This window comes from Methylobacterium sp. NPDC097929 (genome assembly GCF_049543375.1).
In the GTDB taxonomy this organism is placed as follows: Bacteria; Pseudomonadota; Alphaproteobacteria; order Rhizobiales; family Beijerinckiaceae; genus Methylobacterium.
The window spans coordinates 94,090-107,553 of sequence record NZ_JBMVEP010000003.1; the positions used below are offsets into that span (position 1 = coordinate 94,090).

A 13,464-nucleotide genomic window follows, 5' to 3' on the forward strand; every position below is an offset into this window, starting at 1 on the left:
GGTGCGAGGCGCGTCGATGCGGTTTGTTTCAGGTCCAATTTCTGCCCACCCGGTTCCGCGGCCGTCGCCATCCCCCCGTGTGGTGGTATGCATTATTTGGTATGCCAGAAGGACAATCAAGCGAAATAATGCTGTCTTCTGACACGAAAGTGATGGATGACGATACCGCCTCGCTCGGAACCCTCTGAGAAAACGTGCGAATCCCACCGAAATTCGCACCCTCCGCGCGCCTTGCGCAGCGTTTCCCGCGAGGGTCGGCCAACCTGTGCAAGGCTTCTCGCAGTTGCGAGATGGTCCGCATCCGTATTCGGCCTCGGAATCGACCGTCTGAATAGCCCACGCTTCGGCCCGATCCGGAGGCCGCGGCTGGCGATCGACTGTCCGCTCTCAGGCGGCGTCTTGGAAGTGCCTCTCCGAAACGATTCGCGTCTCGCCCGAGCGGCGGGCGTTCGCCGGGCGAGGCGGAGGCACCGCTGCGGCGCCATTCTTGCTCCGGGCTTGAGAATGCGGGACGTGCCTCGGGCCGGCCCGGCACGCCCGCACGAAACCGCCTCGACAGGCCGCGCGAAGCCTGCATCCTGTCGGACGAGGCCAAGGAGCGTCCGATGCCCTACCGTCACACCGTCGGCCCGCGCACCCATGTCTTTGCCGATCTGGCGACGCTGATGGCCAAGGCGACGCCGGTGCGCTCCGGCGATTGCCTCGCCGGCATCGCCGCGGAATCGGCCGAGGAGACCATGGCCGCCCGCTGGTGCCTCGCCGAGGTGCCGCTGAGGGAGATCCTGGCCCGGCCGCTGATCCCTTACGAGGAGGACGACGTCACCCGCCTCATCCTCGACGACCACGACGAGACGGCGTTTGCCGAGATCGCCGGGCTGACGGTCGGGGATTTCCGCGAGTTCCTGCTCACCGCTTCCTCCGAGACGCTGGCCCGGATCGCACCGGGCGTGACCCCGGAGATCGCCGCGGCCGTGTGCAAGATCATGCGCAATCAGGATCTGATCCTGGTGGCGCGAAAGTGCCGGGTGGTCACCCGCTTCCGCAACACCATCGGCCTGCCCGGCACGCTCGCGGTGCGGCTCCAGCCCAACCATCCGACCGACGATCCGGCGGGCGTCACCGCCTCGATCCTCGACGGCCTCTCCTACGGCTGCGGCGACGCGGTGATCGGCATCAACCCGGTCTCGGATTCGATCCAGACCATGAGCACCCTGCTGAACCTGTTCGACGGGATCATCGGGCGGCTGGAGATCCCGACGCAGGCCTGCGTGCTCACTCACGTCACCACGACGCTCGACGCGATGAACCGCGGGCTGCCGGTCGATCTCGTGTTCCAGTCGATCGCCGGCACGCAGCGGGCCAACGAGAGCTTCGGCGTCACCCTGCCGATCCTGCGCGAGGCCCACGAGGCGGCGCTGGCGCTCAAGCGCGGCACGCTCGGCGACAACGTCATGTATTTCGAGACCGGCCAGGGCTCGGCCCTCTCGGCGGACGCGCATCACGGCATCGACCAGCAGACCCTCGAGGCCCGCGCCTACGCGGTGGCCCGCCGCTACCGGCCGCTTCTCGTCAACACCGTGGTCGGCTTCATCGGCCCGGAATATCTCTACGACGGCAAGGAGATCATCCGCGCCGGGCTGGAGGACCATTTCTGCGGCAAGCTGATGGGCGTGCCGCTGGGCGTCGACGTCTGCTACACCAACCACGCCGAGGCCGATCAGGACGACATGGACACGCTCCTGACCCTGCTGGGCGCGGCGGGCTGCACCTACGTGATGGGCATTCCCGGCGCCGACGACGTGATGCTGAACTACCAGTCCACCTCGTTCCACGACCAGCTCTACGTCCGCGAGGTGCTGGGCCTGAAGCGCGCGCCCGAATTCGAGGAATGGCTCGCCCGCATCGGGCTGACCGACACGGACGGCGCGCTCCTCCCCGGCGGCGCCGCCTCCCGCCTGCTCACCGCCGCGCCGGATCTGGCCGCATGAGCGCCCCGGGCGACGACCTCTGGCAACGACTGGCCCGCCTCACGCCGGCCCGGATCGGGCTGGGTCGCGCGGGCGCCGGCCTGCCGACCCGCGAGGTGCTGAAGTTCGGCCTCGCCCATGCCCAGGCCCGCGACGCCGTCCACACGCCGATGGATGCGGGGGCGGTGGCAGGGGCCATCGAAGCCCTCGGATTCGCCACCCTGGCGGTGAGTTCGGGGGCGCCGGACCGGGCGACCTATCTGCGCCGGCCCGATTACGGGCGGCGCCTCTCGCCCGAGAGCCTGAAGGCCCTCTCCGAAGCCGCGCAGGAGCCCGTCGACCTCGCCCTGGTCGTGGCCGACGGCCTCTCGGCCCGGGCGGTCCACGAGGGCGCCGCCGCGATGCTCGCCGCCTTCAGGCCGCACGCGGAGCGGGCCGGATGGCGGCTGGGCCCGGTGGTGATCGCCACGCAGGCCCGCGTCGCGCTGGGCGACGCGGTCGGGGCCGCCCTGAAGGCCCGGGCAGTGGTGGTGCTGATCGGCGAGCGTCCCGGCCTGTCCTCCCCCGACAGCCTCGGCCTCTACCTCACCTTCGCACCGAAGCCCGGACGCACGGATGCGGAACGAAACTGCGTCTCGAACGTCCGCCCGGCCGGCCTCGGCTTCGATCTCGCCGCGTTCAAGCTGAACTGGCTCCTGACCCAGGCTTTTTCACGCGGGCTGACGGGCGTGAATCTCAAGGACGAGAGCGACCGGCTGATCGAGGCGGGGACGCCCGATCCTGCGCTCGAAGCGAAGTGAGCGTCGGACGGTTCACAGCGTGTCGGACAGATAGGCCAGAGCCAGGGTGGCGGCCTCAGCCGCCTCGAGATCGCTGCCCGCAGCGATTCTCGTGAGTGATGCATGGGCGTCGGCGGCCGACGCTTCGCTCGTATCGTCGATCCGCCCCTCTTCCATGAACGTCAGCGTTTCGGCCCGCGCCTCGAAAGACCCCTTCGCGATTAGCTTCACCGCCACGTCGAGTGGCAGGCGCCCTCCCAGTTCGCCGAGAGCGAACAAAGGCGTGCCGGCCGAACAATCGATGCCGGGCTGGCGCAAGAGGTTCACGATGTCAGAGACCTTGCTCCGAGCATCGAGATCCACCAATGCCAGAACAGCGGCATTCCTTAGTCTCGCCGATGTGGTTCGAGACATGATTCGCGCTGCCAAATCTGCAGCGCTGCGATCATTGGGGTTGCGCCCGAGCTCGGCGAGTTCGGCCACGAGACGATCTTCGTCACCGTTTGAAGAGGCGCCGATGCGATCGTTCCGAAAGGTCAGAAGGCCTAACGGGGTGTTCATCTTCAACCCTTCGGCTTGGGCGGATGAGACCGCACCCATTCCCGATATGTAAGATAGGCCTCCTCGCGAGTCATCAGATCGCTTCCGCCCGACTTCTCCCGATGCCACCAGCGGCGGAACTCGTCGAAACGATCCTCGTCTCGCAGGCCGAACCATGGATCGCGGGCGAACATCTTGCCGCCGCGTAACGATCGCCGCTCGCCTTCGGCCATGGGACAGTCATCTCACCCATCCTTGCAACACCCGTCATGCTACCAGAGGGTGCAAAGAGGTCGATGCTTGCTTGCGAAGACAAGTCCGCTTCGGGCCGGCGCAAGCTGAGCTGTTGCGGACCCGACACACCGCGAAAGCAACCTGACTTTGCCTTGAGCTGTGCCTTCGAGCGCCGCAATCCCACCATAAACCGAGACGACTTCCGGGGTCGCGGTAAACGCTGTCGCTCCAACGCCTTACCGCAGAGTTTCGAGGACGTCGAAGGACGTTTTTCCGCGCTGGGCCGTATCCGGTACCGCGCGGCCTCGGGGGCGTAACAGGACCGGGGCCGAGAACAGCGATGGACGCGCGTCAGACCGACAAGTCGAAGCTGCCGAGCCGGCACGTGACGGAAGGGCCCGAGCGCGCGCCCCACCGCTCGTACCTCTACGCCATGGGCCTGACGACGGAGCAGATCCACCAGCCGCTGGTCGGCGTCGCCTCGTGCTGGAACGAGGCTGCACCCTGCAACATCTCGCTGATGCGCCAGGCCCAGGCCGTGAAGAAGGGCGTGGCCGCCGCCAAGGGCACGCCGCGCGAGTTCTGCACCATCACCGTCACCGACGGTATCGCCATGGGGCACGGCGGCATGCGCGCCTCGCTGCCCTCGCGCGAGGTCATCGCCGACTCGGTCGAGCTGACCATCCGCGGCCATTCCTACGACGCCCTCGTGGGCCTGGCCGGCTGCGACAAGTCCCTGCCCGGCATGATGATGGCCATGGTGCGCCTCAACGTGCCCTCGATCTTCATCTACGGCGGCTCGATCCTGCCCGGCTCCTTCCGCGGCCGGCCGGTCACGGTGCAGGACCTGTTCGAGGCGGTCGGCAAGGTCGCCGTCGGCGACATGAGCCTCGACGATCTCGACGAGCTGGAGCGGGTCGCCTGCCCCTCGGCCGGCGCCTGCGGCGCGCAGTTCACCGCCAACACCATGGCCACCGTCTCCGAAGCCATCGGCCTCGCCCTGCCCTACTCGGCCGGCGCGCCCGCCCCTTACGAGATTCGCGACCAATTCTGCGCCGCCGCCGGCGAGAAGGTGATGGAGCTGATCGCCAAGAACATCCGCCCGCGCGACATCGTCACCCGCAAGGCGCTGGAGAACGCCGCCGCCACGGTCGCGGCCTCGGGCGGTTCGACCAACGCGGCGCTGCACCTGCCGGCGATCGCCCACGAATGCGGGATCGAGTTCACCCTGTTCGACGTGGCCGAGATCTTCCGCAAGACGCCCTACATCGCCGATCTCAAGCCCGGCGGGCGTTATGTGGCCAAGGACATGTTCGAGGTCGGCGGCATCCCGCTCCTGATGAAGACGCTGCTCGACCACGGTTTTCTGCACGGCGACTGCCTCACCGTCACCGGCCGGACGATCGCGGAGAACCTCGCCAAGGTCGCCTGGAACCCGGATCAGGACGTGGTGCGCCCGGCCGACAAGCCCATCACCGTCACCGGCGGCGTGGTCGGCCTCAAGGGCAACCTCGCCCCCGAGGGCGCCATCGTGAAGGTGGCCGGCATGTCGGCCGAGCAACAGGTCTTCACCGGACCGGCCCGCGTCTTCGACGGCGAGGAGGCCTGCTTCGAAGCGGTGCAGAACCGCACCTACAAGCCCGGCGACGTTCTGGTCATCCGTTACGAGGGCCCGAAGGGAGGCCCCGGGATGCGCGAGATGCTCTCGACCACGGCCGCCCTCTACGGCCAGGGCATGGGCGACAAGGTCGCCCTCATCACCGACGGGCGCTTCTCCGGCGCGACCCGCGGCTTCTGCGTCGGCCATGTCGGCCCCGAGGCCGCGATCGGCGGGCCGATCGGCCTGCTGCGCGACGGCGACATGATCACCCTCGATGCGATCAAGGGCACGCTGGACGTGGCGCTCTCCGACGAGGAGCTGGCCCAGCGCCGCGCCGCGTGGACGCCCCGGGGCAATGCCGCGACCTCCGGCTACCTCTGGAAATACGCGCAGACCGTGGGGCCTGCGGTGAACGGCGCCGTGACCCATCCGGGCGGCGCGGGGGAGACGACCATCTATGCCGACATCTAGGACTGCCCCTCTCCGGCCCGCGTGGCCGGCCGGGGCCGATCCGGGTCGGCTCCGGGCGGGGCTTCTCGCCGGCTTCCTCGGCTTCGCGCTGATGCTCACCGCCGTCGATCCGGGCACCGCGCTGGACGCGAGCGCGCGCACGCCGGTCCCGGAGAAGGGGTACCGTTCGGGCCGCGACGCCCTGCGCTCGGGCGTGCGCGATTACAACGCGGGCGACAAGCAGGGCGCCGTGCGGGCGCTGGAATACGCCGCCGACCAGGGCCAGACCCTGGCCCTGTGGAAGCTCGGCCGCATGTACGCGGACGGGGACGGCGTGCCCCACGACGACCTCAAGGCGTTCGAGTACTTTTCGCGGATCGCCGACGACAACACCGACGACTCGCCGGACACGCCGAATTCCGGCGTGGTCGCGAGCGCCTTCAACGCGCTCGGCACCTACTTCCTGGAGGGGATCAAGGGCACCTACGTGCGCCCGAACCCCGAGCGCGCCTACGACATGTTCAACTACGCGGCGTCGTATTTCGGCGACCCGAACGCGCAGTACAATCTCGCCCGGCTCTATCTCGACGGCACCGGCGTCGAGCAGGATCCGCGCAAGGCCGCACGCTGGTTCAACCTCGCCGCCGAGAAGGGCCACCGCCCGGCCCAGGCGCTGCTCGGCGACATGCTCGTCAACGGCACCGGCGTGCAGCGCCAGACCGTCAAGGGCCTGACCTGGCTCGCCATCGCTCGCGGCGGGGCGCAGGGCGCGTCCGACACCTGGATCGTCGATCTCTACGAGAAGGCCTGGGCCTCGGCCAACGAGGCCGACCGGGCGGATGCGATGGCCCAGGCGCAATCGCTGTCGACGGGCTCGACCCGGCGGCGGCGGTGACGAAGCCAGAGGTGAAGGGGCCCGGCACTCTGCCGGGCCGACTTCATGCCGGCATCGCCCAGATCTGTCGTCTCTCTTGCCTCTCGGCGCTCGGCGTGAGCGCGCTGTTTATCGGCGAGGGACAAGCGGCTTGCAGGACCGTACTATCCGGTAAAATTCATCTCCAGTCGGGCGATACTGACGCCCCGGGCTTTCTGATCATTGAGGCACTCGATGTGAAGGGTGGAAGATCAACGCAATGGCACGTGTCGGCGGTCTCATCACAGGAGGCTACGGGTGACGACTCGCTGAGTCGGGCATCTGGCGCCGCCTCCAGTGCGACATCATCCGAACCGGATGTCGGCGCCTCACCAATCCAAGCAAGCGCCGCCCCAGCAGGTCCGCAATATTTTCCAATAAATTTCAGAGCTACATTTCCCGAGATAAAAAAGTGCCCCGGAGTCATAGAGCTAGACGTGCGCGGGTATCGCGATAAGATACACAGTCAAGTGCCAGCCTTTGGATTTTTTCGTGATTATTGGGCAATCTTAGGAGGCCCACGTCGTTACCACATAGCAGGACGCCCCAAGACGATACGAAGCTGGTTCTCATCGCACCGCGTTTCTGAAAATTCGAGTCTTGCAACGATCGGTGACGCTCCTGTACGTCGAGGATGCCTCGCGACGAAAGTGCCTCACCCGTCGCTCAGCTCCACCGTCACCGGCACGTGGTCCGACGGCTTCTCCAGCCCGCGCAGGTGGCGCTGCACCGAGGCCGAGACGAGGCGGTCGGCGGCCTGGGGCGAGAGCAGCAGGTGGTCGATGCGGATGCCCTGGTTCCGCGGCCAGCAGCCGGCCTGATAGTCCCAGAAGGTGTAGAGCCCGGCGCTCGGCTCGCAGGCCCTCAGGCCATCCGTAAAACCTTCCGCCAGCAGCGCGCGGAAGGCGCGGCGGGTCTCGGGGAGGAACAGCGCGTCCTGCGTCCAGGCGGTGGGGTCGGCGGCGTCCTCGGGCTCGGGGATGACGTTGAAGTCGCCCGCCAGCACCAGCGCCTCCTCGGTCGTCATCAGCGCGCGGGCATGCGCCCGCAGGCGGGCCATGAAGGCGAGCTTGTAGCTGTATTTCGGACCCGGGGCCGGGTTGCCGTTCGGCAGGTAGATCGAGGCGACCCGCACCGGCGCCACGCCCGCGCCGTGCACCAGCGCCTCGATGTAGCGGGCCTGCTCGTCCTCGGCGTCGCCCGGCAGGCCGCGCAGCAGCTGCGTGTATTGAAGCGGCGCACGCACCAGCAGGGCGACGCCGTTATAGGCCTTCTGCCCCAGCGTCTCGCACGCGTAGCCCGCCGCCTCGATCTCCTCGCGGGGGAACGATGCGTCCTGGCATTTCAGCTCCTGCAGGCAGACCACGTCGGGTTTGGCCTCGTCGAGGAAGCCCAGCAGGTGGCCGACCCGCTGCTTGATCGAATTGACGTTCCAGGTGGTGATCCGCATGGGTCTCGGGGGAGGCTCGGCCGGAGGGGCTCCCGTCATCGGGCCTTCGCGCGGCCCTGGCAAGGCGATCGCGAGGAGAGCCCCCATGGACGCGTCTTGGTTCGAGCCGGTGCGGGCCTATTGCGAGCGTGGCGATGCCGGCTTCTGGGCCGAGCCGGTCAACGCCCTGACGAACGCCGCCTTTCTGGTCGCGGCCGGGCTCGCGGCGCGGCGCGCCCGCGGCGACGGACCGGTCCTGGCTCTGGCCGCCGTGACCTTCGTGGTGGGGATCGGCTCGTTCCTGTTCCACACCCTGGCGAACCGCTGGTCAATGCTGGCCGACGTGATCCCGATCGCCGTCTTCATCTACGGCTACTTCGTCCTCGCCATGACCCGCTTCTTCGGCCTCCGGCCGGCGGGGGCGACGGCCCTCACGCTGGCCTTCGCCGCCCTCAGCGTCGGCCTGACGCCGGCCCTCGACGCGCTGACCGGGCGCTCGGTCTCGGGCCTCACCAACGGCTCGGTCGAGTACGCCCCGGCGATCCTGGCGCTCCTCGGCGTCGGGCTGGCCCTCCTGAAGCGGGCGCCGGGCACCGCCCGCTCCGTGCTCGCGACCGCCGTGATCTTTCTCATCTCGCTGGCCCTGCGCACGGTCGATGTCAGCGTCTGCGCGCGCATGCCGCTCGGCACGCATTTCCTCTGGCACTGTTTCAACGCAGTGGTGCTCTACCGCCTGCTGCTCGCCGCGACCCGGTTCAGGACCGGACGCGAGGCCTGAGGCGATCCTCCCTCGGATCGGGCCATCGGCCCCGCATCCGCGCAACAAGCTTGACGATTTGTCACGAAGACGGACAATCCCGTTTCGAACCAAGGGTGTCGCGAGCCGTGAAGGCTCCGCGTCGCGGGCGGGAGGGATGGATCGTGACCGGACGCGCGCGTCTCCTCCTGGCCGCCCTGTGTCTCGCGGCATCGGGCGGGCCGACCGCCGCCGAGACGGTTCAGGACGGTCAGCTCTGGATCAACACGACCCTGTTCGGATCGGTCGGGGATCTGGCCTTCTTCGCCGAGGTCCAGCCGCGCATCGGCAACGGCATCTCGCAACTCGACCAGCTGATCCTGCGCCCGGCCGTCGGCTGGAAGATCAACGAGAGGCTCACGCTCTACCAGGGCTACGCCTTCGTCGAAGACCGCGGCGGAGCGGGCAGCGTGCGCTTCGAGGATCGCAGCTTCCAGGAGATCAACTGGAAGATCGGCGAGATCTCCGGGGTCAAGGTCTCGTCCCGCACGCGCTTCGAGCAGCGCTGGCAATCCGCCGGGCGAGACGTGGGCTTACGCCTGCGCGAGAACCTGCGCTTCGCCCGGCCGCTGACGCAAGAGAAGGACAGCGTCTCGGCGGTCGGCTGGGTCGAGGCGTTCGTGGCGCTGAACGACACCGATTGGGGGGCTCGCGCCGGCTTCGATCGCGTCCGCACCTTCGTCGGGCTCGAAGTGCCGATCGGCGGCACGTCGACGGTCGAGGTCGGCTACCTGAACCAGACCGCCCGCACGGCCGCGAGCGGCACCGAGGTGGATCACATCCTGTCCCTGAACCTGTTCGTGCGGAATTGAACCGGGAGGCAAGGACCGAAGACGGCCCTATCCCCCGATCCCGCGCGCCTTCAGACTGTCGCCGATCTCCTCCAGGGCCGTCGGATCCTCGATCGTTGGCGGCATGGAGAAGTCCTCGCCGTCGGCGATGCGCTTCATGGTCCCGCGCAGGATCTTGCCCGAGCGCGTCTTCGGCAGGCGCCCCACGGTGAGCGCCAGCTTGAAGGCGGCCACGGGGCCGATCTCGTCGCGGACCCGGGCGACCAGCTCCCGCTCGACCGACTCGGGGTCCTTGGCGACACCCGCCTTCAGCACGACGAAGCCGCAGGGCGCCTCGCCCTTCAAGGCGTCGCGGATGCCGATCACCGCGCATTCGGCGACATCCGGGTGGGCGGCGAGCACCGCCTCCATGCCGCCGGTGGAGAGGCGGTGGCCGGCCACGTTGATGATGTCGTCGGTGCGGCCCAGTACCGTGACGTAGCCGTCCTCATCCACCACGCCCGCATCCGAGGTGTCGTAGAAGCCGGGGAAGGTGGCGAGATAGCTCTGGCGGAAGCGCTCGTCCGAGCCCCACAGGGTCGGCAGGCACCCCGGCGGCAGCGGGAGCTTGAGGGCGATGGTGCCCATCGTGCCGGGGGGAACCGGCTTGCCCGCTTCGTCGAGCACGTGAAGGTCGTAGCCCGGCATCGGCTTGGCGGTGGAGCCGTACTTCACGGGCAGAGGCTCGATTCCGAGCGGGTTGCCGGCGATCGCCCAGCCGGTCTCGGTCTGCCACCAATGGTCGATCACCGGCCGCTCCAGCGCCCGCTCCGCCCAGGCCACCGAATCCGGGTCGGCCCGCTCGCCGGCCAGGAACAGGGCGCGGAAGCGGGAGAGATCGTAGCCCGCGATCTGTTCGGCGCGCGGATCCTCCTTCTTGATGGCGCGCAGGGCCGTGGGCGCCGTGAACAACGTCGCGGCGCCGTGCTCGGCCACGACCCGCCAGAAGGCGCCGGCATCGGGCGTGCCGACCGGCTTGCCCTCGTAGAGCACGGTGGTGCAGCCGTGCAGCAGCGGCGCGTAGACGATGTAGGAGTGGCCCACCACCCAGCCGATGTCGGAGGCGCAGAAATAGACCTCGCCGGGCGCGACGCCGTAGAGGTTGGCCATCGACCATGCCAGCGCGACGCTGTAGCCGCCGCTATCGCGCACCACGCCCTTGGGCCGTCCGGTCGTGCCCGAGGTGTAGAGGATGTAGAGCGGGTCGGTCGCCGCCACCGGCACCGGCTCGGCCCGCCGTCCGGCGCGGCGCGCCCGCGCGACCGTCTCCACCCAATCCCGGTCGCGCCCCTCGACGAGGCCGGCCTCGCCCTGCGGGCGCTGCAGGATCAGGCAGGCGTCGGGCTTGTGCGACGAGCGCTCGATCGCCGCATCCAGCAACGGCTTGTAGGCCACGACCCGGGCCGACTCGATGCCGCAGGAGGCGGCCAGGATCACCTTGGGCGCGGCATCCTCGATGCGGGCGGCGAGTTCGTTGGCGGCAAAGCCGCCGAACACCACCGAGTGGATCGCGCCGATCCGGGCGCAGGCCAGCATCCCGAACAGCGCTTCGGGCACCATCGGCATGTAGATGACCACCCGGTCGCCCTTGCCCACGCCGAGATCGGCGAGGATGCCGGCGAGCACGGATACCTCGTCCTGCAGCTCGCGGTAGCTGATGGTGCGCTTCGTGCCGGTGACGGGCGAATCGTGGATGATCGCGACCTGGTCGGCGCGGGCGCCCTCAGCGTGCCGGTCGACCGCGTTGCGGCAGACGTTGAGGCGGGCGTCGGGGAACCAGCGCCCGTAGACGCCCTGATCCGGATCGAAGGCGCGGCCGGGCGGCGTGTCCCAGTCGATGGCCCGCGCGGCCGCCAGCCAGAAGCCCTCCGGATCTTCGAGCGAGGCGGCGTGGACGGCGGCATAGGTGCCGTCGGGGGTGGGGGCGGCGGGCATCGGACGCTTCCTCGGGCGGGCCGGTTGTCCCGGCCTGTTCGCGGGTGATGATAGCGCGATTTCCCGCCCGTGGCGTCCGGGCTCGGCCCCTTCACAGCAGAACCGCCGCGCTGGTTTCCCAGGCGGCGGCGACGCGATCGGTACGATTGGGAGAAAGAAGATGGCCGGCGGCCTCTCCCGGGGCCCGGCCGGTCGTGAGGCCCGCTAGTGGAGGGTTTCTCCGGATCGCAGGCGCTCGATTTCGTCCTTGAGGTGCAGTTTCTTACGCTTGAGTTCGGCGATGCGCAGGTCGTCGCTGGCGAGAGACTGGATCGCGTCGTGAAGCTCACGTTCCAGAGCGTCGTGCTTGGCGGCGAGCTGGCTCAAATGCGTCTGCAAGGACATCAGGTGTCGCTCCTGTCATCGTTTCCGACGCGAGGAGACTGACACAAGATGGGGCGGCTGTCGAAGCCATTCGTTGGCAAAATGGACCGATCCGCAACAAGGTGATTCCAAATTTCGTGAATCCGACAGCGGCTCTTTACTACGGCCACGTTTGCCCGGACGGGGCGGGAGAACGGCGCCGCGCGCCTTGCCCCGGCGGTGGGCTTGGCGCATGGTCGCACCCGCTCCAACGGCCGGTGATGTGTTTCGAGCGATGATGGCGGACGATGTTGCCAACGACGCGGTGGCGGATCCGGCGGGCGAACTCAGCCGGCTCCGCGAGGAGCATCGGGATCTCGACGAGGCCATCGAAGCGCTGAAGCTCAGCGTCGCCGTCGATCAGCTCCAGCTGCAGCGGCTGAAGAAGCGCAAGCTCGTGCTGCGCGACCGGATCGGCCACCTGGAAGACCAGATCACCCCGGACATCATCGCGTGACGGGCGCGCCGGGAAGGCTCGGCCTCCCCGGCGTCGGTTCGTGGCAATCCAGCCCTGAAAGTGGCCTCGCCGATGTCTGCGGGCCAGGGCTGAAGCGTTACTTGGCGAGGTAGGCCGAGACGCTGGAGACGCGGTTGCCGACGAGGCGGACCGCCTTGCGCAGGCGCTCGTCCGTGACCTGGAACAGGTCGGCCCAATGCCTGCGGCTGGTGCTGTCGTGGATGTCGATGTGGGTCGGGGTGCGGGCGCGCGTGTTCTGGTCCGCGGAGGACATCGAGAGGGCTCACTGGATTGAGGGGTCCGGCCGCCGAGGGCCGTTTCCTGCTCAACGCGGTCGGGTCGTTTCGGCTCCGGTGCCCGAGGCGGGATTCTGCGGGTTTTTTGCGCGCCTTGGACGGGGGCCGGACAAGGCTGTGGACGGGGTTTCCGCGCGCTCGCGGACCCTGGCTTTCTCGCCGCCCCCAGGCATCGGCGGCGCCTGTGCGGGCGCAGGCCTTCGCTTCGCGGGTTCGGGCCATCCGGCTTGCATGGCGCGCCCGCCTTGCCGTCGCGCGCATGCCCCTGTTATTCGACCCTTCCTGCCGGGCCCGCGGACCCGGCGCCGCGACCTGCCTTAGGACCAGACGACGATGACGGGATCGCCCCCGGTCGCCATCATCATGGGAAGCCAGTCGGACTGGGCGACCATGCGCCACGCCGCCGAGACGCTGGATGCGCTCGGCGTCCCCCACGATGCGCGCATCGTCTCGGCCCACCGCACGCCGGACCGGCTCGTGGCCTTCGCCAAGGGCGCGAAGGCGGCGGGCTTCAAGGTGGTGATCGCGGGCGCGGGGGGAGCGGCGCACCTGCCGGGCATGGCCGCTTCGATGACCCCGCTGCCGGTCTTCGGCGTGCCGGTCGAGTCGAAGGCGCTCTCGGGCCAGGACAGCCTGCTCTCCATCGTCCAGATGCCCGCCGGCATTCCCGTCGGCACCCTGGCGATCGGCCGGGCGGGCGCCGTCAACGCCGCCCTGCTCGCCGCCGCCGTCCTGGCGCTGACCGACGAAGGTCTGGCCGGGCGGCTCGAAGCGTGGCGCACCCGCCAGACCGAATCCGTCGCCGAGCGGCCCGACCCCTCTCAAGCCTGATCGCA

Annotated in this window: 14 protein-coding genes; 8 read left to right on the forward strand and 6 right to left on the reverse strand. The window is 68.9% G+C overall.

What is annotated here, in order from left to right; genetic code table 11:
- The first annotated feature begins 605 nt into the window (after nucleotides 1–605).
- Nucleotides 606–1,988, forward strand: coding sequence for an ethanolamine ammonia-lyase subunit EutB (locus tag ACPCJR_RS10570; protein ID WP_391512338.1), 1,383 nt, complete (start codon nucleotides 606–608; stop codon nucleotides 1,986–1,988).
- Complete coding sequence (gene eutC / locus ACPCJR_RS10575) at nucleotides 1,985–2,767, forward strand: ethanolamine ammonia-lyase subunit EutC (RefSeq protein WP_391512337.1); 783 nt, start codon at nucleotides 1,985–1,987, stop codon at nucleotides 2,765–2,767. The genes ACPCJR_RS10570 and eutC overlap by 4 nt, the downstream gene beginning before the upstream one ends.
- Nucleotides 2,768–2,779: 12 nt before the next feature.
- Here eutC and ACPCJR_RS10580 read toward each other — a convergent pair whose 3' ends face one another.
- Together ACPCJR_RS10580 and ACPCJR_RS10585 are read right to left on the reverse strand one after the other, a co-directional pair.
- The gene (locus ACPCJR_RS10580) at nucleotides 2,780–3,313 is read right to left on the reverse strand and encodes a hypothetical protein (RefSeq protein ID WP_391512336.1); all 534 of its coding nucleotides are present in this window, start codon (nucleotides 3,311–3,313) and stop codon (nucleotides 2,780–2,782) included.
- Nucleotides 3,310–3,519: a hypothetical protein gene (locus ACPCJR_RS10585; RefSeq protein ID WP_391512335.1), complete on the reverse strand. Its 210-nt coding sequence runs from the start codon at nucleotides 3,517–3,519 to the stop codon at nucleotides 3,310–3,312. The genes ACPCJR_RS10580 and ACPCJR_RS10585 overlap by 4 nt, the downstream gene beginning before the upstream one ends.
- Before the next feature lie 341 nt (nucleotides 3,520–3,860).
- Here ACPCJR_RS10585 and ilvD point away from each other — a divergent pair, with 341 nt between their 5' ends.
- Together ilvD and ACPCJR_RS10595 are read left to right on the forward strand one after the other, a co-directional pair.
- Nucleotides 3,861–5,591, forward strand: coding sequence for a dihydroxy-acid dehydratase (gene ilvD, locus ACPCJR_RS10590; RefSeq protein ID WP_391512334.1), 1,731 nt, complete (start codon nucleotides 3,861–3,863; stop codon nucleotides 5,589–5,591).
- Complete coding sequence (locus ACPCJR_RS10595) at nucleotides 5,578–6,465, forward strand: tetratricopeptide repeat protein (protein WP_391512333.1); 888 nt, start codon at nucleotides 5,578–5,580, stop codon at nucleotides 6,463–6,465. The genes ilvD and ACPCJR_RS10595 overlap by 14 nt, the downstream gene beginning before the upstream one ends.
- A 673-nt stretch (nucleotides 6,466–7,138) precedes the next feature.
- Here the strand turns inward: ACPCJR_RS10595 and xth are convergent.
- Nucleotides 7,139–7,933: an exodeoxyribonuclease III gene (gene xth, locus ACPCJR_RS10600; RefSeq protein WP_391512332.1), complete on the reverse strand. Its 795-nt coding sequence runs from the start codon at nucleotides 7,931–7,933 to the stop codon at nucleotides 7,139–7,141.
- Between the two features lie 85 nt (nucleotides 7,934–8,018).
- Between xth and ACPCJR_RS10605 the strand changes: the two genes are divergently transcribed.
- Both ACPCJR_RS10605 and ACPCJR_RS10610 read left to right on the forward strand, forming a co-directional pair.
- Nucleotides 8,019–8,690 carry a ceramidase domain-containing protein gene (locus tag ACPCJR_RS10605; protein ID WP_391512331.1) on the forward strand — a complete coding sequence of 224 codons (672 nt, stop codon included), beginning with the start codon at nucleotides 8,019–8,021 and terminating at the stop codon, nucleotides 8,688–8,690.
- Nucleotides 8,691–8,833: 143 nt separating this feature from the next.
- Nucleotides 8,834–9,520 carry a DUF2490 domain-containing protein gene (locus ACPCJR_RS10610; protein ID WP_391512330.1) on the forward strand — a complete coding sequence of 229 codons (687 nt, stop codon included), beginning with the start codon at nucleotides 8,834–8,836 and terminating at the stop codon, nucleotides 9,518–9,520.
- A gap of 27 nt (nucleotides 9,521–9,547) precedes the next feature.
- On the opposite strand, the gene ACPCJR_RS10615 is transcribed toward ACPCJR_RS10610, so the two are convergent.
- Complete coding sequence (locus ACPCJR_RS10615; protein WP_391512329.1) at nucleotides 9,548–11,473, reverse strand: propionyl-CoA synthetase; 1,926 nt, start codon at nucleotides 11,471–11,473, stop codon at nucleotides 9,548–9,550.
- 204 nt (nucleotides 11,474–11,677) lie between these two features.
- Complete coding sequence (locus ACPCJR_RS10620) at nucleotides 11,678–11,857, reverse strand: YdcH family protein (RefSeq protein ID WP_110353673.1); 180 nt, start codon at nucleotides 11,855–11,857, stop codon at nucleotides 11,678–11,680.
- A gap of 253 nt (nucleotides 11,858–12,110) precedes the next feature.
- On the opposite strand from ACPCJR_RS10620, the gene ACPCJR_RS10625 reads away from it, so the two are divergent.
- Complete coding sequence (locus ACPCJR_RS10625) at nucleotides 12,111–12,332, forward strand: YdcH family protein (RefSeq protein ID WP_110353674.1); 222 nt, start codon at nucleotides 12,111–12,113, stop codon at nucleotides 12,330–12,332.
- Nucleotides 12,333–12,429: 97 nt separating this feature from the next.
- On the opposite strand, the gene ACPCJR_RS10630 is transcribed toward ACPCJR_RS10625, so the two are convergent.
- Nucleotides 12,430–12,606, reverse strand: a complete 177-nt coding sequence (locus tag ACPCJR_RS10630) for a DUF3606 domain-containing protein (RefSeq protein WP_110353675.1) — start codon at nucleotides 12,604–12,606, stop codon at nucleotides 12,430–12,432.
- A 355-nt stretch (nucleotides 12,607–12,961) separates the two neighbouring features.
- Here ACPCJR_RS10630 and purE point away from each other — a divergent pair, with 355 nt between their 5' ends.
- Nucleotides 12,962–13,459 carry a 5-(carboxyamino)imidazole ribonucleotide mutase gene (gene purE / locus ACPCJR_RS10635; RefSeq protein ID WP_110353676.1) on the forward strand — a complete coding sequence of 166 codons (498 nt, stop codon included), beginning with the start codon at nucleotides 12,962–12,964 and terminating at the stop codon, nucleotides 13,457–13,459.
- Nucleotides 13,460–13,464 lie beyond the last annotated feature (5 nt).